The organism is Stenotrophomonas sp. STEN022 (assembly GCF_056760155.1).
Genome location: NZ_JBRREG010000053.1, coordinates 15,813 through 31,269 on the forward strand (window position 1 = coordinate 15,813; position 15,457 = coordinate 31,269).

Here is a 15,457-nt window from a genome sequence, read left to right on the forward strand (position 1 = left end):
TACATGCTTATCGCCTTCAATAAACCGTTCAACGTGCTGTGCCAGTTCACCGATCGCAGCCAACCGTCGCGTGCGACCCTGGCCGGCTATGGCCTGCCGCCGAACGTGTATGCGGCGGGTCGCCTGGACTACGACAGCGAAGGCCTGCTGCTGCTTACCGATGATGGCAACCTCGCCCATCGCCTGACTGACCCACGCCACAAGCAGCCAAAAACGTATTGGGTGCAGGTTGAAGGCGTGCCAACCGAAGAGAAGCTGCAGGCGCTGCGTGATGGCGTGCAGCTCAACGATGGACCAACCCTGCCTGCGCGCATTGAATTGATGGCGGCGGCGCCAGCGCTGTGGCAGCGCGACCCGCCCGTACGGTTCCGCAAGACCGTGCCGGACAGCTGGCTGGCAATCACCCTGCGTGAAGGCCGCAACCGTCAGGTGCGACGCATGACCGCTGCGGTAGGCTTGCCGACATTGCGGCTGGTGCGTGCGGTTATGGGGCCGTATGCGCTGGATGGCCTTCAGCCAGGGCAGTGGCGACAGGTGGATTGAGCTGTGATGACTACGCGTGACCAGCATCGCCACATGGCAACTGGTGCCTGGCCGATGAAGGGGCCGCGATAGGCGGCAAGAGCTGGTTCGGACGCACGCTGGTTGGTATCGATATCGGTATCGGGTGCGGGCCACTCCCACGTCCTTGTCGAGAGTGGTACCGCATTTGCAATCGAAGGACGTGGTTTCACCGGCTTGGATGCATCGATCAAACCAGCCCTGCGATGATCGCCGCATCCAGAACCTGCATGAGGATATGCAGCCGTCCGTGTGAGAGCTGATCATCGGCCTACGCGAGCGCGCCAGCGTCGCTTTGCTGATCGCTCCAAAGCTACCCATCCGGTCGCCGCGGCAGCGGTACGACTACCAGATGTCGATCGTAGTCGCGAAGCCCGCCGGGTCGTGCGCATGTATCGCGATCTCCGCGGGGATGAAGCTTCTGCCCCGATAAATGGGCCTTGCCACGTAGCGACTAAGTTTTCCCGCACGTATCAATGGCAGCACCGTGCTGGTATCGATCCTGCGCTTCTGCTCCGCAACCCATAAGGGCACAAAAACCATGTTGTCCATATCACAACAACCACCGAGCTCTTCCGGGATCAAATGCAGGAAAGCCAGCTCACGTTGTCGCACCGCTGCTTCGCATTTCTCTCTTGTATCGAAATGCGCGAAGTCTGCGTATCCGGTTTTGCGGGGGCGGCGCCCGTCGTGCATGACACTCTCCTGTAGCCTTTTCAACTGAAGCGAGTGCAGTGATCAAGGCAACGCAGAAGAGCCGCAGCGATGAAGAGTGCTGCGCTCTGCCGCGATGAAACCCGCAATCAAAGCTGCCGTCTTTGGAGTTGAGAGGATACGAGAGTTTTGCCATGTCGCCTTGTTACCGCTGGGCATGAGATGGCGTAGGCGCAGCATGTAAGCGTGCATTGATTGATGGGCGACGCTACAAGGCGCGTCGCTGCTGTTGGCCATCCGGCTTGAACTGCGGGCCGACGGGTTGTGGATCGCAACACGCTGGCTCCAGGCGGGTGGCAATACTCGTTCTTAGAAAAGCCGGCAACTTTCGCGGCAATCAACAATCGGCGTAGAAAAGATCCGAGCGTCAGCGAATCGTGATCGTCATGTCAGCCGTGCATGCAAGCAATCGTCGATGCTGTTGCCTACTGCCCGGCAGGCGGTTCCCACAGCTCGATCTTGTTGCCCTCGGGGTCCATTACCCAGCCAAACTTCCCCTGCTCGGAACTCTGCGGCTCGCCCACGACATTGCAGCCCTCACCGCGCAGTGCAGCGAGCAAAGCATCCAGGTCATCCACGCGGAAGTTGATCATGAAAGACGCAGTGGAAGGCGCCATGTAGCTGGTGTCTGCAGCAAACGGGCTCCAGATCGTCGCGCCCGCTGGACTGTCCGCACCGCCCCACTGAAACACCGCACCACCCCAGTCGCTGACATCCAGGCCAAGATGCTCGCGATACCAAGCGGATAGCGATTTTGGATCGTTTGACTTGAAGAAGATGCCGCCAATACCGGTTACGCGTTTCATGCTGGTTCTCCAAGGGTGATCAAGGTGGCGATGGCTGGCGCCAAGAAACAGGGATCCAGCGTGGTTTCGGATCGATGCAGGGCAAGCTGCAGCTATTCAATCAAAGCGACATCTGCGTCGATGTGAATGTCGCTCCAGTCCGCAGCGCGCATCGGTCGCAGGTAGTCCTGCAGATCATCTGTCCTGTCCAGCAAGCTGACACCATCCGGATCAAGGTGAATCATCGAGATGATCTCGCCGGCCTCATCCAATTCTACGATCGCCTCGCGATCCTCCGATCCTTGCCAGCAGCGCTCTGCAGAAGCGCAGAACCGCGACATGCAAGCGATGGCGAACGCTGCCAACCGCTCCCGATCGGCGATGTACTGCGCGGCGCGCTCCTCCGGAACCATACAGGTATCAACTGGACCAGGTTCGAGGAACGCGTTGGCTCTGAAGACATGGAATTCCCTCCTCGTGGCGAAGTAGACCGATCGGCGTGCTGGCCGGAGAGCGTGTCAGACGCGGATACATAACAAAAGATTGGGCGAAGGCGAGCTTTGCGCCTGAATCAAGGCCTGATGCGCAAATGCGGCGCACAGTTGTGGTTGCAGCAACCAGGTCCTTCAACCAAAGGATGGCTTGCGTGAGCTCGAGGAAGTGCGGCAACGATCATGGGCATTGACATGGAGAGGGCTCCCGCGACAGTGGCTCCACCGTGCAACGACCGAACAACCGGGAACGCCTGATTAGAACTGCCGTTCCGGAAAGTGTTGACGGCGCAGATGCTGGAGTACAGGAGTCGCTGCCGCCGCCAGTGCAGCAGGTGTGGTAGTACACAGTTCCACCTTGCACTGTGTATGAAGGACGAAGCCTGTCTTCGATCTCCTTGGGCGGAAGAAGGATGTCCGCTGCAAGCAGAATGGCGAAGTACAAGGTAGTCCCGCCTATGACAGCATGTGAGTTCTTCATTCCAATGGGAGCAAGCTGCTCAATGCGTCATCCAGAGGGAGTTGAAAACTGGGCATAGGGCGATCTCGTGGAGGATGCCTCAGTCTTGCTGCGCTGTGTGTGCTTTGAATGGAGTGAGCGCGAAGAGGCATGGCGATTTGACAGTAGCGCGAAGACTTCGCTTGAAGGAAGGCCGGCTATCGGTCAATGACGCACATGGTTGCTTGAGCTACGGAAGCTTATCCGTTGTAGGCAAGCACGATCAGGCGCAGCTCTGGTATGACGATGAGCGCCTTTTCAGGCCCGTGGGTGTAAAAGGATCCCGCGGTGCGCGACGCCGTCTCGATCTGTTCTTTCAGTTGCGCATCAAGCCCAGCGCATTCCAGGCCCGGCGACAGCAAGGTCTGATCGTCATCGGTGAGGGCGGCATCCGGGGTGGGGCGCCACGCATCAAACGTGTGATAAAGGTCGCCTGATTTTCGCGAGTGGCTGGTTGCGGGAAAGAACTCCAGTCCGCGCTGTGCGATGCCTTGGGAGGTTTCCCGGTCGAGCCGGTAAACCGCGGCTCCACAGCCCTCACGGAAGTCTGAATCGCCGCCGCGAGCAAGCGGATAGCTGATGCCAATCTCCGCTGGGATGATTCGCATGTAGAACGATTCTATCCACACCTTTCCAACGAGCAATAATGCCAATACACCAACAATCACCGTTCGTATCTTTCCTGAAGAAACGGACATTTGCGCTATCCTGAATTGCGTCATCCCGAGAGCAGGTCCTGCGTATGTGGCCTAGCGGCACCAATGTCATGCGCCGAAAGAGCGCGCGGAAGCGGCTACCGCTTGCACCGTCATATTCCGGGAAACCCTCGTTGACACCGCTTTAGGGCTGGCAGGAGTGTAGCGCCTCGAAAAGGTGATACTCCGGCCGAGACATCGAAAGATGCAGCAAGAGCAAGGAACGCAATGAGGCGCGTCATTGCCACCAGTCCCTGGGTGATGCCGCACTGCGAGGGAGGATCGGGTGGACTGAGCTCTTAGGCCTCATATCTGGATGAACAGCGAAGGTGCGTACGCAGACCAGTACAACGCGATGGTGCCGATGAAGCTAAAAGACAGTGCAAGGATGACACGGAAAGCTGTAGGCCTCCACGTAGCGAATCCGGCAAGAAGCAGGCAGATTCCGGGCAAGGCCCACCACCATTTGATACTGCGAAATACGAACGTGGAATAGCCTGATTGAGTGACACTGAAGCTGCTCCACACGCCATTGAACGCATCAACGGCGCCATGTTGAACGGCATAGATGAAGTAGCCTTGGGCCAAGGCCAGTACCAGCACAATGGCTGCGAGAAAAATATTCTTGAGCATGACTTCCAGCTTTGGATTGAGCCGACCCCTGAAGTCAATCTGGTGTGAATGGACTGCGAGGCGGAGAGCTTGATGCTGGGCACATCTGTGGTCTCCTTGGGGCTAGTTTGCCCGGAGACCTCTAAGAATGCCTGGATCAAGTTTACGGGCAGGCGACACAGAAGGCGGCCCCCAACTTTACGCCCGCGGTCTCCTCCACGGCTCCAATTGCGTCCCCTATATCGGCGTCATCAACTGCCGCGAATCTGGGGCCGCCGATAACAACCGACAGCATGTCTCCTGGAAGAAAGTAGGGCGTTGGCCACCGGCAATGCCAAGAGAAAACAACGCCAACAGCAGCGGCCAATGCTTGGCGATCGCCGCCACCCCAGGCATTCAAAGAGCTTGAGGTGCGAGACGCCTGGGTAGAGCGAAGAATCTTGAAGAATGACAGGTCGGGACCTATCCATCTCACGCCAATGAAAAAGCGTTTCCACCGGCCCGTGGGTGGATAGTGAGATGGGTACTGGAGCGGTTCGTCGGGATGCATGGTACGGGGCCGGACTCCGGAACTAAGTCACGTCTCCAAGTGGTGCCGACCTTGGTGAACTGTCAGGCACGATAACACGAGTGCCTCGCTCGAACAGAACCCTCGCGGGCGAAGTGTCACAGTTGCGATAAATCAGGAATTCCCCATGGGGATGGCCAGAAACGAAGCTACCTTCCCACTCGACGCAATCCATGGATGTTTCACCAAAAAATGTTCCGTAAGCACGTCCCGTGAAAGGGCGTCTGTCCGAGTCTAGGACCAGTGATGGGACAGCGAATCCATCATGATGTTCAAGTATCAGCTGAGACTCATGGGTCGCCTGGATACGCTGACAGCCTGTCGCTGCCAATAGCACAGCAAAGACGGCAACATGAGCTCTCATGAGATTCCTAGCTCCAGAACTAGGCCGCACCGCGTAGTGGCGCCGGCTTGAATGAATTGTTGGACATCCTACTGGTCGGCGGTGAACAGCACGTGCCGCCCCTTGGAAGCTGCGACTTGGTAGAGAGTGCAAACCTCCTGGAGCCATTCCCACGTGTACCGGAAGTCTTCGTCTGTCAGATCGAAGCCGTACGCTTCAGGGTTGATGGCGTCATATCGCTCTCTGAATTGTTCTTGCGTGAGCCCTGCTATCGCCAAAGCCACGTCCCTGACCTGCTCCGGAGTCTTCAGGCTGATGATGTAGTCATTCTCGCTGTAAAGAGGCTGACCGCCGAGGACCACATGACTGAGGGGGTATTGGCCTCCGTCATAGCTGAGAAGTCCATCCGAAAGGGCGCGGTGCATTGCATCCCATGCCTTGTCGCTTTGAGCGATGTAACGGCCGGGCTCCGCGAAATAGCGCTCCTCGATATTCTCCTGGATAAACATGAGGCGCTCTTTGTCGTTCCGCCTGGATAGCAGCAGGGCGACATCGTCGCCGGAGAGTGCGAAGTGCACGCCGAGACAAGCCATGAAGTCTCCTTTTGGGCCAAGGGAGGTCTGAGCAATCCGCTCGATCAAACTGATTCCAATGTTTGGGTCGTCGCACGCACTCAAGATGACGGCAGCGGCATTAGCTGGAAGCGTAGCTCCGCTCCAAGTCTATACGGCTGCCGGCCCGAGTGGCCGCTTCTTGAGCAGTGTGGTGCGATCAACGCCAATAGCGCCTACCGCGGCACAGTGTGCTCTATCTCGGGCAGGACGACTTCGCGACGTGTACGCTTGCGTCGGCCTTGTTGCTCGGCGTCGCCAAAGGTCGGTTGCATGAGGGGACAGGCTCGCGAATCGTGGGCTGTAGACCGATGGGCTGCAGGGGAGGGCCGACGTCGATCTGAACGACGAATTGGCACTATGCCAAGTACTTGGCGAGGATTGCGCCTAGCGCGAGCACTACGCCTACGATTGATACGGGGCGTCTATGCTTGTGCCATCCATAAGCCATAAGACCGAAGCCAGCTGCTCCAAAAAGGTTTCGAAGACTTTGTCCGTAGAAGATGAAATCCACGAGGTTGATTGCCGCAAACAACAGGAGAATGACAAGGAAAACCTTTCTTCCAGTAGCCATACAGGAAAACTCCGTGTTTTTTCCTTCTTTGGAAACATGCCCGCCGTGAGTGAAAGGCCGTTCCGCAAAATGGACAGTACAGTGCGGCCCGATAGAATCAGCCGGCACCTGGGTAGGTGTCGACATATCCTACTGCTGAGTAAAGGATTTCGTTGTGCTCAACACGCAGAATTTCTTCGCGCCGGAGACGTCATTGCGTCCTTCATGCCGCCGTCGTAGCTCCCAAAGCTCGATACAAGTCTTCCTGATGCCTGACGCGTGAGCCAAGCCCGGCCAATTTGTGGCCACGGCGATGGCTGAACATCACTTCCATTTTCGCGGCTGTGGAGCGGTCCAGGCTTGAATCAATTGTCAGGTGGATGCCGGCCCAACATCCATGCCGTCATAAGTATCAACGCCGAACTTGTCGGCAAGTGCATTGAGCTCTTGATTTCTTTGGTGCAGCGAGAGAACTGAGTGTGACTCAAGCTTCTCCACATGCAGGAAATAGTATTCATCCTCGCCTTCGTCAAACTCAGGAATGAACATTTCAACAAAGCGATAGCCTTGCTGATCAAGCTCACTGGCGAGTGTGCGCAGCTTGTCGGCCGAGGCGTCAGTGAAGAAGTAGCCCCAAAGCATTGGGCCATCGATGTTCCAGTCCGTTGATTCCTGGATGTTCGAGAACATGGTTTCCAGACTTGCGATATCAATCATGCAAACACCTGACTCCACAAGTACGCCGAACCGCGTATCGGGTTCGGCTTGGATGAGCTGTCGGGCCGCCATGATGGCCGCAACAACAGCTTACTTTGGTGTTGGGTGCACTGTATCGAGCTGCGCGTTCTTCTCCGCAGCAGCATCATAGATCTCAAATAGTGATGTTCTGGCGGACCAAATGCCCATGCATACCAAAAGCAAGGCCATTGGCAACAATTTGTAAATTCGCTTTGCAATCATTGGAATTACGTCCTTTGTAAAAGTCCAGTTGAACAGATTGATTCCGGAGTTCAGTACATCTTTGAAGCGGATTAGGCTTGCATCAGCTGCCCGATTTCGTCCGTTGCTAGCCTAGCTGAATTTGCTCGATAGCGGGGAGTAAAAACAGAGGGCAAGGATGACGCCATTTAGGAGCAATGATGCTTCATAGAACAGTGACGACGGGCGTGAAATGACATGAGGCGCATCGAGAACCGTCAATGCACTCCAGCCCAAGGTGAGGAGCAGGTATGCCCAAGGGCTGTACGGGAGAAAAAAGGCAATGGCCACGAGCGAGGCAAGGTAGCCGACAACCAAAGCGATACGTAGGGCTCCGTGAAATGGATGGGATTTGCTGGATGCAACAACACGCTCCTTGATTCTAAGTCTTTCTTCGCGAAGCAGCATCGGAAGCGACCTGGCGCCAAGCTCATCAGCCACGATGCCGCCAACTGTGACAAGGATAGTTAGCAGTACTAGCAAGCGGAACGTCAGCTCAGTCATTGGTATTCTTCACGGGAGGCCCGACTCTGGGATTCCGCCGCGGCGCGTAGCGGCGTCGGCTTGAACGAACTGTCAAGCAGTTGGCGGTGAATACCTGCTGCCATAGCCTACTTGCTGGAGTCAGAACTCATTTGCCACACAGAGCTGAGAATAATCCCAACCAGCCCAATTGGCATGCAAACGGCCCAAGCAACCCAACCCGGGGTATCCAAAGGAACAAAAGAGAAGGTAGCGACGCCGAGAGCAACAGTGACTACGAGGCCGACATAAAGGCACCAAGACAGGAAGAGCTGTCCGAGTTCCAGTAGATCAAGAAGTGCCATTAACCATCTCCTGCTGCCTGACGCTCTGAGTTAAGCCGCGCCGCGAAGTGGCTTTGGTTTGAATGAATTGTTAGGCGGCACCTGCGAACTTACGTGCGCCCAATGTGGAAAGTGGCAAATGCTCAATCCAGGAACTCCCAGGTGTCTGCGCCATCGAAGCGTCTGACTGTGACCGACCCCAAGAGCTCTGCTCCGAAGTTCCGCAGGTTCACCCCGTGGCGAGCACCCGGCGTCGGCTCAATTGGCTCCCAATGTGTGGAGATACCGCAAGTCCTGCACCGATAATTCGTCAGGGTCCGATCGCCCCAGATGTAGCTTTCCGTGTTCTCCGGGTGGCCTTCGATGGAAACCGAGCCAAGCTCGTAGAAGGCCCACAGTCCTCCTGTGCGCCTGCATAACGAGCAGTTGCAGCTCGTTGCCGTCTCGGGCGCGGCAGGCAAAGTAAGGCGCACTGATCCGCAATGGCAGGAACCTTGAAGTGATGGTTGAGACTTTTGCGGGTTCATTGGAATGCGCTGCTGGTTGTTGTGTTGCCTAACACCTGAGTCAACCCGTGCCGCGAGGCGGGTTCGGCTTGAATGAATTGCTAGGGCGCGGCCTTGCGACTGCGCCTGCTGCCGGCTGTCGTTTTCCGTGGTTTGGCAGGTTTTGGCGCAGGCATGAGCTTGGCAGTCTCTGTAATGAGGCGCCGTAGCGCATCGGTGTCGTCCAGCACCTCATCGGCTACGGGATAGTCCTTTGCACCTGGATACGGTGGCCGTTGCGGCAGGCTTGGTGCCAGCACGGCGGCCGCAGCCGAGGGTTTGATGAAGAGACTGTTGTCACAAGCAAAAGCGACCACTTTTCCGTCCAGGTAGAGCGCGTACTCACCGAACATTTTTTTGGATGTGAGGCGACTTCCCAGGCCAGCTTGCTCCGTGACGTACTCGATGAAGTCTTGGTCAGTGGCCATGCTGCTCCCGTGGTCTAACTCTGGAATAAAGCCGCACCGCGAAGCGGCGACGGCTTGAATGAACTATTAGGGTACTATTTCACTACGCCCGTGCCCCAGCCATCGTAGTCACCTCCATGCTTGGTCGCTACTGCCTCAAGAGCACGTGTCGTCGCGGTCATTGCATCCAACTGCGGCACCATCTCACGGGTAGCATGAATTTGCCATTGAGACTGTCCGGACACGCGATCTATCGAACTGATGGTGTAGCCGAGTTTCTCCATATCCGCAGCCGCAGCCTTGGCTCTTCTTTCGGTTGGTACGAACATGAAGAAATCAATGTTATGCGGCTTTGAAACGTTCGATCCGGCAGAAACCAGATTCTCTATGACGCGAGCGTCCTGTTGTTCTGCCATGGACTGAGCCATGCAAGGGCTGGAGATGAGCAGAGAAAGAAAAGTCAGATGGATGAGAATTTTCATGGTGCCCTAACTACGGAGTTAAGCCGCGCCGCGCCGCGTAGCAGCGCCGGCTTGAATGAGCTGTTAGGCCGCGGCGCATGCCTACGGCAGGCGTGCATTTGCTAAGGGTCTGGCTGCGACCAACGCTGCGAGTACTTTTGGCCGGTTATGTGCATTGTTGATACCGGCGGGTAGCCGGCTCTGCCAAGGCTGAAATTCCCAGTGGTCACCGCCAGCAGAACACTGGCGCGTAGAGTTGGAGGGTTTCCGGAAGTAGGCGATCGCAGCCTCAAGCTGAGCATTTGATAAGAACTCTAGCCTGAACTTGGCGATTGCAATAACAAGTACCTCTCGAGCAGGCTCAGGCGCTGGGACGTCAGGCATATGGTTTCGATGTACCGAAGGATCGAACATCTCGAAAGCAGAGCTTTTCATGCGCGGCCTGACTCCAGAATTGAGCCGAACCGCGTAGCGGCGTCGGCTTGAATGAACTGTTGGGCGTCATCTGGGCTGCGGCCCCTCTAGCCACGAGCACCGATTTCCTTGAGTTCGGTAACGATGTTGCCGCCACATTTGGTGCAAACGCCATCAACGAAAATGCGACCATGGATCTCGTACTCCACAGGGTTATTAAGGCCAACATCTGCTTCATCGCAAGCTTCGCACCAAGCGTTCTCGCAGATGGACTGCTGGTCGATAGGGCTTCTAGAGAAGAAGTCTCTTGCAATTCGCATATGGCGCCTAACTCTGGAATTAAGCCTACCCGCGCGGCGGGTTCGGCTTGAATGAACTGTTAGGTGCTTAGCCCATTGCTAGCGAGCAGACGCGCCAGCACGTAATGACCGAAGTTTGCCAACTCTTCCTCAGGTAGTGCAGCCAAGTCCTCAAGGGTGCCGGGTGAATAGTCCTTGAAGGTAACCAGGCCTTGATATGCCCAAACACCCGGTTCTTGGCCCTTACGAGCGTCATCGAGCACCACCCTCAATGAGCCATCCGGGAGCACCGCCAAGCTGCATAAAACAGCCGTGCTCTTTGTTGGGAACGTCTGGGAACTCTCCATAGCACCTAACTCTGGAATTAAGCCGCGCCACGAAGCGGCGTCGGCTTGAATGAATTGTTAGGCCTCACATGCCGAGACCCTGTGAATTACAACTAAGACCGATCCAGTTGCTCAGATTCTAGATCGTGAATAGCCTTGTCAATCTTGTGCACGCGTCGCATCGCTTCTTTGCGGACCCTCGGGGCGAGATTCTGCGCGTGGGTAACCCAATACGCCCTCCATTGAGATAGCTCGGCCGCATCCATCGAGGCGAATCGCTTCTCGAATTCCTCAAGCTGCTTGAACTTGCCCATGTGAGGCCTAACACCTGAGTTAAGCCGAGCCGCGAAGCGGCATCGGCTTGAACGACTTGTTATGCCGCTTATCCAAATTGCTTGGCATATGCAGCGACCTGTTGTGGGAACAACTGCTCGTAGAGCGGATAGTCAATACCAACGGCATGCACCTCAATCTCTCCGAGCTCCGCTGAATAGTCAAGGATAGAAACGCCATGCTCCGCTGGCAGTACCTCGCCGCTAGAGCAGACAACGGATAGATCCAGATGAGCTTGCGGCAGGTCCCTGCTGGCAATGCACTGTGACTGGACGATCGAGTACGCCAGAAGTGGCAGAAATTTGCCGGAGGCAACACCCATTGGCGGGTCACCCGTCTCGAGCGCGGAGTGTCCGATCAGTGTCTTTCCGGAAAAGATCTTGTAATCGTTCATAGGGGCCTAACTCGGGAATTAAGCCGACCCGCGTAGAGGGTTCGGCTTGAGTGAATTGTTAGGCCCGCCGCCGGATGAGGTAAACGACCTCATCCGCATCGCTGGCCGTGCCAATCTCGTAAGTATCGTCAGGAACCGCGGCTGTCATCCAGTCTGGAGCGAGCTTTCCCCAGGCCACGTCCCCAAAGCTGTGCGGAAAGGGCGTGCCGTTTGGGTTTTTCGAGTGAGCATAGACAGCGTTGTACCTTGTGTCTCCGAAAAGCATGGCCCAGAGTTGGATAGGCTCTCGTCGTCCAGTCGCGCGATGCTCGATGTGTTGAAGCAACCGAACCGTCGCTGCTGCGACATCTGCCCGGTTCTCTTGGCAAGAGTTGCCCTTTCCATACCAGTCCACGTGCGTGTGCCAGTTATCAAACCAACTGGATAGATCTAAGCTATCGACGGTGCGGCGAGCCTTAGTCTCGGCACGCGCCCAGTGGGCATTCATCTTCTTTCGATAACGACGGTCCATATGCGGGCCTAGCTCTGGAATTAAGCCGACTCGCGGAGCGAGTTCGGCTTGAATGAACTGTTAGCCCTCATCCGGATCTGGCTCACGCGGAAGCCGTTCCCAAGGGGCACCAACGGAATCCCGCCAAGCCTGCCAGCCAATCGGAAGATCAGCCAACTCCCCAACGCTCCGGTCTTCTTGATACGCACAACCGAGGCAGATGATGGCGCCATGGGCACTATTATTGGTGGTACCGCAAAGGAACTGCCAATCACCATCGTGATCGTGACTGACCAACAGGACGGGATAGCCCTCGCGTAGCACCTTGGTTGTGGTGAACGCAGCTAGGTTGGTCGGCTCTGAGAATGGCCAATCGGATGCTGGAAACGAATGTGGGTGTTCCTCGATTGAGTCCATTTGGGCTAACTCTGAAATTAAGCCGCGCCGCGAAGCGGCGTCGGCTTGAATGAACTGTCAGGGGGCAACCGCGCGCCACCTGCCTTGTAAAACACCGAACTGCATCTGCGCTTGGGTGAACGCGTCAGCGACTGATATGTGCCACGTGTCTCCGTTGAAGGAATCGCCCCCAAGGGGCGTAGAACTAACAAGGAAATACCCTGAGGAGTCTTTGAAAATCCCCAAATGAACTGGAACGGTCACGTTGTTGACGATGGCATAAACGTCATCTATCTCAAAGGTGAGGATTTGTTCCATTGCCGCCTAACTCTGGAATTAAGCCGACCCGCGAAGCGGGTTCGGCTTGAATGAACTGTTAGGGCGCGGTTGCTGCATTGCGCCCAAGCATGTATTTGATGGCATGTGCTTGGCTACCAAGTATGAGAACTACTGGTGCAAAGCAAGTTAGCGTGGATTGCCAGAAGTAGCCATCTTTGTGATCAAGGGCAGCCCAGAGAAGGGAAATGACAGCGGAACCGATAAGGGTTGGGAGTGTGTACGCGCGCGTAGCTACAGACCGCGATCGAAACATGAGCCAGATGATGGACACGATGCTTACAAGCCAAGCGATTGGGAAAATGATTTCGACACCCATGATCTGCGCCCTAACTCTGGAATTAAGCCGACCCGCGAAGCGGGTTCGGCTCGAATGAATTGTTAGCGGCCAGCAGCACGCTACTGCTGATGCCTAGGTACAACGTGGTACTTGCCGCCGGGAAAACGGACAACCTTAACCAACTCTCCTGCGCCATAGACCGGCACGTGGCACCCTGTTGTCGGGATGCTAATCGAGCGGCCTACTTTGCCTTTTACTATCCTGGTCACATCAAGGCGAAGTATGCGTGCTGGGTCACCAGGGCTGGGCTCACGGCCATGATCGGGCTCGGTTGAGGCAACCTTGGCTTCGAGCACCAAGTCGGCGTTCTTTCTGATGGCTTGGCTGCTGGCCAGAATCTGCTGGCACGCAGAGACCGGAAAACTGAAGGCGCCGACTAGAACTAATCCAGCTATCAGGAACTTGATCATGGCCGCTAACTCTGGAATTAAGCCGCGCCGCGAAGCGGCGTCGGCTTGAATGAACTGTTAGCGCCAAACAGATCGCCAACAGCCGAAAAGTACGACAAGGCCAAGATCGCTCCCCAAATGGTTGTGGAGGCTTCGAACAAGGCCGCCTCCAGCCCAGAAGACAGGGGCGCCCCCATGAGCGGATAGATCAGGAAGCCCGCAAGCGTTGAGTACAAAGAGAGCGAGCGTGCCCAGCGCTTGAAGAAGAACAGTCCAACGAACCCAATCAGCCAAGTTATGAGCAAGCCGCCAAAGACGACCCCCATAAGCCAAATGTTACTCATGAGCCAGGTTGCCGGCTCATTGTCATAGGCCAGCTGGAGGGTCTCAGAATGATTCGGAAATAACCCAGCTGCGATCGCCATTACCGTTAGGGCGAGGTATGTCCAGAGCAGTTTTAGGTAGCGAGAGCCTGTCATTTGAGCGCTAACTCTGGAATTAAGCCGACCCGCGCAGCGGGTTCGGCTTGAATGAATTGTTAGGTGCCACTTGCTTGCACTTGGGGTTCGGAGCAAGACTCAAGCAATTGCCCCTTATGGTCAATAAGGCTCATCCCAAACGCGCCGTTCTCATACGTTTCAATTAGAGCGTATCCGGTCCTTGGCTCGTACGTCTTGCCGCGCTCTCGCTCTAGTTTCAGGGCGCGGACCAACTTTAGAGCGTAGCGATCAGACTCAATGTTTCCCGAGGGCATGGCGATGCTGTTCTCGGAGGTATGACCGTTGGCTTTGATGGTGGTCTTGATGCACGTCACGGCAGGAGTGCTCCCCACGCCGGGAGAGTTGGAGGTCGCTGCTGCTAACAAGAGGAAGAGAAGCACGGTGTGGCACCTAACTCTGGAATTAAGCCGACCCGCGTAGCGGCGTCGGCTTGAATGAACTGTTAGGCCGCGCTCCGCTCATTGCAGCCAGCCAGAATCGTACGTGCGGCCAGCACTTGAAATGAGCACGGCTCGAGTGTGCAAAGAATAGCCATCCTTGTCCCAAGGTGCCGGCGTGGCATAAAGAATCATGGAGGATACGTCGCTGGCTGAAAAGCCATGTTTTGCAAGAAGCGCGTTTGCAGTGGACTGGAGGGAAGCTAGTGCCAAACGCAGCGCTTGAAGTTCCGCTGCCTTCAGCGGATAGGGCGCCGGAGCTAGGAGATCAATCTCCGTAGTCTCAACTGCAGCAGCGCGAAGCGCCTGAGCGAGATGAGGCGAGATGTAGCTAAGCCCACTGCCCGCATGATGCGCAATGTTGTGAGCTACTCCCGCGAGTGTCGACATCCTGCCCATAGTGGCCTAACTCCGGAATTAAGCCGCGCCGCGTAGCGGCGTCGGCTTGAATGAACTGTTAGGCCGGTTACCCATGGCCATGACTAAAGGCGCCTTTGGTATCAGAAGTTGGATCGCTCAGCTCATCATGGAGCGATTCCATGATTGCGGCAATGGTGTCAGATGCAGGCTGCCCATATTGCTCTTGAAGCGCATCGGCTATGTGTCGAATGGTGTCTGCGAGGAAAACACCCCAAGCAGGGGCTTCATCGCGACCGTTGTCCTGCCAGAGCCCCACCTTGATCGTGCAATGCTGGCCTTGCTCAGCAATCCAAGCACTGAGCATCTGGATCGCTCTGTCATCACGTTGCGCTGCAGGTGGGATTACTAGTGGCTTCATAGCAGGCCTAACTCTGGAATTAAGCCGCGCCGCGTAGCGGCGTCGGCTTGAATGAACTGTTAGGCGGCTGTGGCCACTTGCCGAGTCTGGGCCAATGCTGCCTTGCTTGTGCAACCCAACGTGAGCCGATCATGCCACAGCTCGCGGGATGGAGCTTGCCCGGGAAACCTTGCCGAGCTTTGCTGCCGAAGTGCGATGAAATGATTGCGGCAGAGCAGTGAAGCGTAAGACGAAGTGGCGGGCTTGCCGCTGCCAAGAGCAGTTGGAACTGTTACCCGGAGCCGACCGGTGACTTGCCGATGTTGCTGCCGAAACGAGAAGGGCCAGCCAACCCAACACACCGCCGCCTAACTCTGGAATTAAGCCGACCCGCGCAGCGGGTTCGGCTTGAATGAA

General features: G+C 56.3%; 21 protein-coding genes and 1 pseudogene. 3 read left to right on the top strand and 19 right to left on the bottom strand.

Annotated features, from left to right (window positions below; translation table 11 throughout):
- Window positions 1–3 precede the first annotated feature (3 nt).
- On the top strand, window positions 4–543 hold the full coding sequence (locus tag ACVOMF_RS12270; protein ID WP_481509560.1) for a pseudouridine synthase: 540 nt from the start codon (window positions 4–6) through the stop codon (window positions 541–543).
- 363 nt (window positions 544–906) lie between these two features.
- On the opposite strand, the gene ACVOMF_RS12275 is transcribed toward ACVOMF_RS12270, so the two are convergent.
- The 4 genes from ACVOMF_RS12275 to ACVOMF_RS12290 all read right to left on the bottom strand — a co-directional run bounded on the left by ACVOMF_RS12275 (window position 907) and on the right by ACVOMF_RS12290 (window position 3,748).
- Complete coding sequence (locus ACVOMF_RS12275) at window positions 907–1,257, bottom strand: hypothetical protein (protein WP_481509541.1); 351 nt, start codon at window positions 1,255–1,257, stop codon at window positions 907–909.
- A gap of 443 nt (window positions 1,258–1,700) precedes the next feature.
- The gene (locus ACVOMF_RS12280; protein ID WP_481509542.1) at window positions 1,701–2,081 is read right to left on the bottom strand and encodes a VOC family protein; all 381 of its coding nucleotides are present in this window, start codon (window positions 2,079–2,081) and stop codon (window positions 1,701–1,703) included.
- Window positions 2,082–2,173: 92 nt separating this feature from the next.
- Complete coding sequence (locus ACVOMF_RS12285; RefSeq protein ID WP_481509543.1) at window positions 2,174–2,473, bottom strand: hypothetical protein; 300 nt, start codon at window positions 2,471–2,473, stop codon at window positions 2,174–2,176.
- A gap of 777 nt (window positions 2,474–3,250) precedes the next feature.
- Window positions 3,251–3,748 (bottom strand): hypothetical protein, encoded by a 498-nt coding sequence (locus ACVOMF_RS12290; RefSeq protein WP_481509544.1) that lies wholly within the window; start codon window positions 3,746–3,748, stop codon window positions 3,251–3,253.
- A gap of 498 nt (window positions 3,749–4,246) precedes the next feature.
- On the opposite strand from ACVOMF_RS12290, the gene ACVOMF_RS12295 reads away from it, so the two are divergent.
- Window positions 4,247–4,426, top strand: a complete 180-nt coding sequence (locus ACVOMF_RS12295; protein WP_481509545.1) for a hypothetical protein — start codon at window positions 4,247–4,249, stop codon at window positions 4,424–4,426.
- A gap of 931 nt (window positions 4,427–5,357) precedes the next feature.
- Here ACVOMF_RS12295 and ACVOMF_RS12300 read toward each other — a convergent pair.
- The 7 genes and pseudogenes from ACVOMF_RS12300 to ACVOMF_RS12330 form a co-directional block, all read right to left on the bottom strand.
- Window positions 5,358–5,909: a YfbM family protein gene (locus tag ACVOMF_RS12300; RefSeq protein WP_481509546.1), complete on the bottom strand. Its 552-nt coding sequence runs from the start codon at window positions 5,907–5,909 to the stop codon at window positions 5,358–5,360.
- Window positions 5,910–5,959: 50 nt separating this feature from the next.
- Window positions 5,960–6,154, bottom strand: a pseudogene (locus ACVOMF_RS12305) (IS5/IS1182 family transposase); the annotation flags it as partial.
- A 650-nt stretch (window positions 6,155–6,804) separates the two neighbouring features.
- Window positions 6,805–7,146 (bottom strand): ribonuclease E inhibitor RraB, encoded by a 342-nt coding sequence (locus tag ACVOMF_RS12310; RefSeq protein WP_481509561.1) that lies wholly within the window; start codon window positions 7,144–7,146, stop codon window positions 6,805–6,807.
- 357 nt (window positions 7,147–7,503) lie between these two features.
- Window positions 7,504–7,914, bottom strand: coding sequence for a hypothetical protein (locus ACVOMF_RS12315; protein ID WP_481509547.1), 411 nt, complete (start codon window positions 7,912–7,914; stop codon window positions 7,504–7,506).
- A gap of 445 nt (window positions 7,915–8,359) precedes the next feature.
- Window positions 8,360–8,743, bottom strand: a complete 384-nt coding sequence (locus tag ACVOMF_RS12320) for a GFA family protein (protein WP_481509548.1) — start codon at window positions 8,741–8,743, stop codon at window positions 8,360–8,362.
- Window positions 8,744–8,823: 80 nt separating this feature from the next.
- Window positions 8,824–9,189, bottom strand: a complete 366-nt coding sequence (locus tag ACVOMF_RS12325) for a TfoX/Sxy family protein (protein ID WP_481509549.1) — start codon at window positions 9,187–9,189, stop codon at window positions 8,824–8,826.
- Window positions 9,190–9,263: 74 nt separating this feature from the next.
- Complete coding sequence (locus ACVOMF_RS12330; RefSeq protein WP_481509550.1) at window positions 9,264–9,650, bottom strand: ribonuclease E inhibitor RraB; 387 nt, start codon at window positions 9,648–9,650, stop codon at window positions 9,264–9,266.
- A gap of 461 nt (window positions 9,651–10,111) precedes the next feature.
- Here ACVOMF_RS12330 and ACVOMF_RS12335 point away from each other — a divergent pair, with 461 nt between their 5' ends.
- Window positions 10,112–10,414 (top strand): hypothetical protein, encoded by a 303-nt coding sequence (locus tag ACVOMF_RS12335; protein ID WP_481509551.1) that lies wholly within the window; start codon window positions 10,112–10,114, stop codon window positions 10,412–10,414.
- Window positions 10,415–10,781: 367 nt separating this feature from the next.
- Here ACVOMF_RS12335 and ACVOMF_RS12340 read toward each other — a convergent pair whose 3' ends face one another.
- The 8 genes from ACVOMF_RS12340 to ACVOMF_RS12375 form a co-directional block, all read right to left on the bottom strand.
- Window positions 10,782–10,982: a hypothetical protein gene (locus ACVOMF_RS12340; protein WP_481509552.1), complete on the bottom strand. Its 201-nt coding sequence runs from the start codon at window positions 10,980–10,982 to the stop codon at window positions 10,782–10,784.
- A gap of 68 nt (window positions 10,983–11,050) precedes the next feature.
- Complete coding sequence (locus tag ACVOMF_RS12345) at window positions 11,051–11,395, bottom strand: hypothetical protein (protein ID WP_481509553.1); 345 nt, start codon at window positions 11,393–11,395, stop codon at window positions 11,051–11,053.
- Between the two features lie 58 nt (window positions 11,396–11,453).
- On the bottom strand, window positions 11,454–11,906 hold the full coding sequence (locus tag ACVOMF_RS12350; RefSeq protein ID WP_481509554.1) for a hypothetical protein: 453 nt from the start codon (window positions 11,904–11,906) through the stop codon (window positions 11,454–11,456).
- 453 nt (window positions 11,907–12,359) lie between these two features.
- Window positions 12,360–12,599 carry a hypothetical protein gene (locus ACVOMF_RS12355; RefSeq protein WP_481509555.1) on the bottom strand — a complete coding sequence of 80 codons (240 nt, stop codon included), beginning with the start codon at window positions 12,597–12,599 and terminating at the stop codon, window positions 12,360–12,362.
- A gap of 417 nt (window positions 12,600–13,016) precedes the next feature.
- Window positions 13,017–13,367 (bottom strand): hypothetical protein, encoded by a 351-nt coding sequence (locus ACVOMF_RS12360; protein WP_481509556.1) that lies wholly within the window; start codon window positions 13,365–13,367, stop codon window positions 13,017–13,019.
- 17 nt (window positions 13,368–13,384) lie between these two features.
- The gene (locus ACVOMF_RS12365; protein WP_481509557.1) at window positions 13,385–13,771 is read right to left on the bottom strand and encodes a hypothetical protein; all 387 of its coding nucleotides are present in this window, start codon (window positions 13,769–13,771) and stop codon (window positions 13,385–13,387) included.
- Window positions 13,772–14,749: 978 nt separating this feature from the next.
- On the bottom strand, window positions 14,750–15,061 hold the full coding sequence (locus tag ACVOMF_RS12370) for a DUF5076 domain-containing protein (protein ID WP_481509558.1): 312 nt from the start codon (window positions 15,059–15,061) through the stop codon (window positions 14,750–14,752).
- A gap of 129 nt (window positions 15,062–15,190) precedes the next feature.
- Window positions 15,191–15,457, bottom strand: a 267-nt coding sequence (locus ACVOMF_RS12375; protein WP_481509559.1) for a hypothetical protein, incomplete at its 5' end; no start/stop codon positions are given.

Excerpts from the sequence above, each read along its gene's own strand:
- ACVOMF_RS12330 (WP_481509550.1), bottom strand. The coding sequence starts at position 9,650 with ATGAAAATTCTCATCCATCTGACTTTTCTTTCTCTGCTCATCTCCAGC.
- ACVOMF_RS12315 (WP_481509547.1), bottom strand. The coding sequence starts at position 7,914 with ATGACTGAGCTGACGTTCCGCTTGCTAGTACTGCTAACTATCCTTGTC.
- ACVOMF_RS12270 (WP_481509560.1), top strand. The coding sequence starts at position 4 with ATGCTTATCGCCTTCAATAAACCGTTCAACGTGCTGTGCCAGTTCACC.
- ACVOMF_RS12355 (WP_481509555.1), bottom strand. The coding sequence starts at position 12,599 with ATGGAACAAATCCTCACCTTTGAGATAGATGACGTTTATGCCATCGTC.
- ACVOMF_RS12280 (WP_481509542.1), bottom strand. The coding sequence starts at position 2,081 with ATGAAACGCGTAACCGGTATTGGCGGCATCTTCTTCAAGTCAAACGAT.
- ACVOMF_RS12320 (WP_481509548.1), bottom strand. The coding sequence starts at position 8,743 with ATGAACCCGCAAAAGTCTCAACCATCACTTCAAGGTTCCTGCCATTGC.
- ACVOMF_RS12325 (WP_481509549.1), bottom strand. The coding sequence starts at position 9,189 with ATGGCCACTGACCAAGACTTCATCGAGTACGTCACGGAGCAAGCTGGC.
- ACVOMF_RS12360 (WP_481509556.1), bottom strand. The coding sequence starts at position 13,367 with ATGATCAAGTTCCTGATAGCTGGATTAGTTCTAGTCGGCGCCTTCAGT.
- ACVOMF_RS12340 (WP_481509552.1), bottom strand. The coding sequence starts at position 10,982 with ATGGGCAAGTTCAAGCAGCTTGAGGAATTCGAGAAGCGATTCGCCTCG.
- ACVOMF_RS12370 (WP_481509558.1), bottom strand. The coding sequence starts at position 15,061 with ATGAAGCCACTAGTAATCCCACCTGCAGCGCAACGTGATGACAGAGCG.
- ACVOMF_RS12345 (WP_481509553.1), bottom strand. The coding sequence starts at position 11,395 with ATGAACGATTACAAGATCTTTTCCGGAAAGACACTGATCGGACACTCC.
- ACVOMF_RS12275 (WP_481509541.1), bottom strand. The coding sequence starts at position 1,257 with ATGCACGACGGGCGCCGCCCCCGCAAAACCGGATACGCAGACTTCGCG.
- ACVOMF_RS12285 (WP_481509543.1), bottom strand. The coding sequence starts at position 2,473 with ATGGTTCCGGAGGAGCGCGCCGCGCAGTACATCGCCGATCGGGAGCGG.
- ACVOMF_RS12365 (WP_481509557.1), bottom strand. The coding sequence starts at position 13,771 with ATGGCGATCGCAGCTGGGTTATTTCCGAATCATTCTGAGACCCTCCAG.
- ACVOMF_RS12290 (WP_481509544.1), bottom strand. The coding sequence starts at position 3,748 with ATGTCCGTTTCTTCAGGAAAGATACGAACGGTGATTGTTGGTGTATTG.
- ACVOMF_RS12350 (WP_481509554.1), bottom strand. The coding sequence starts at position 11,906 with ATGGACCGTCGTTATCGAAAGAAGATGAATGCCCACTGGGCGCGTGCC.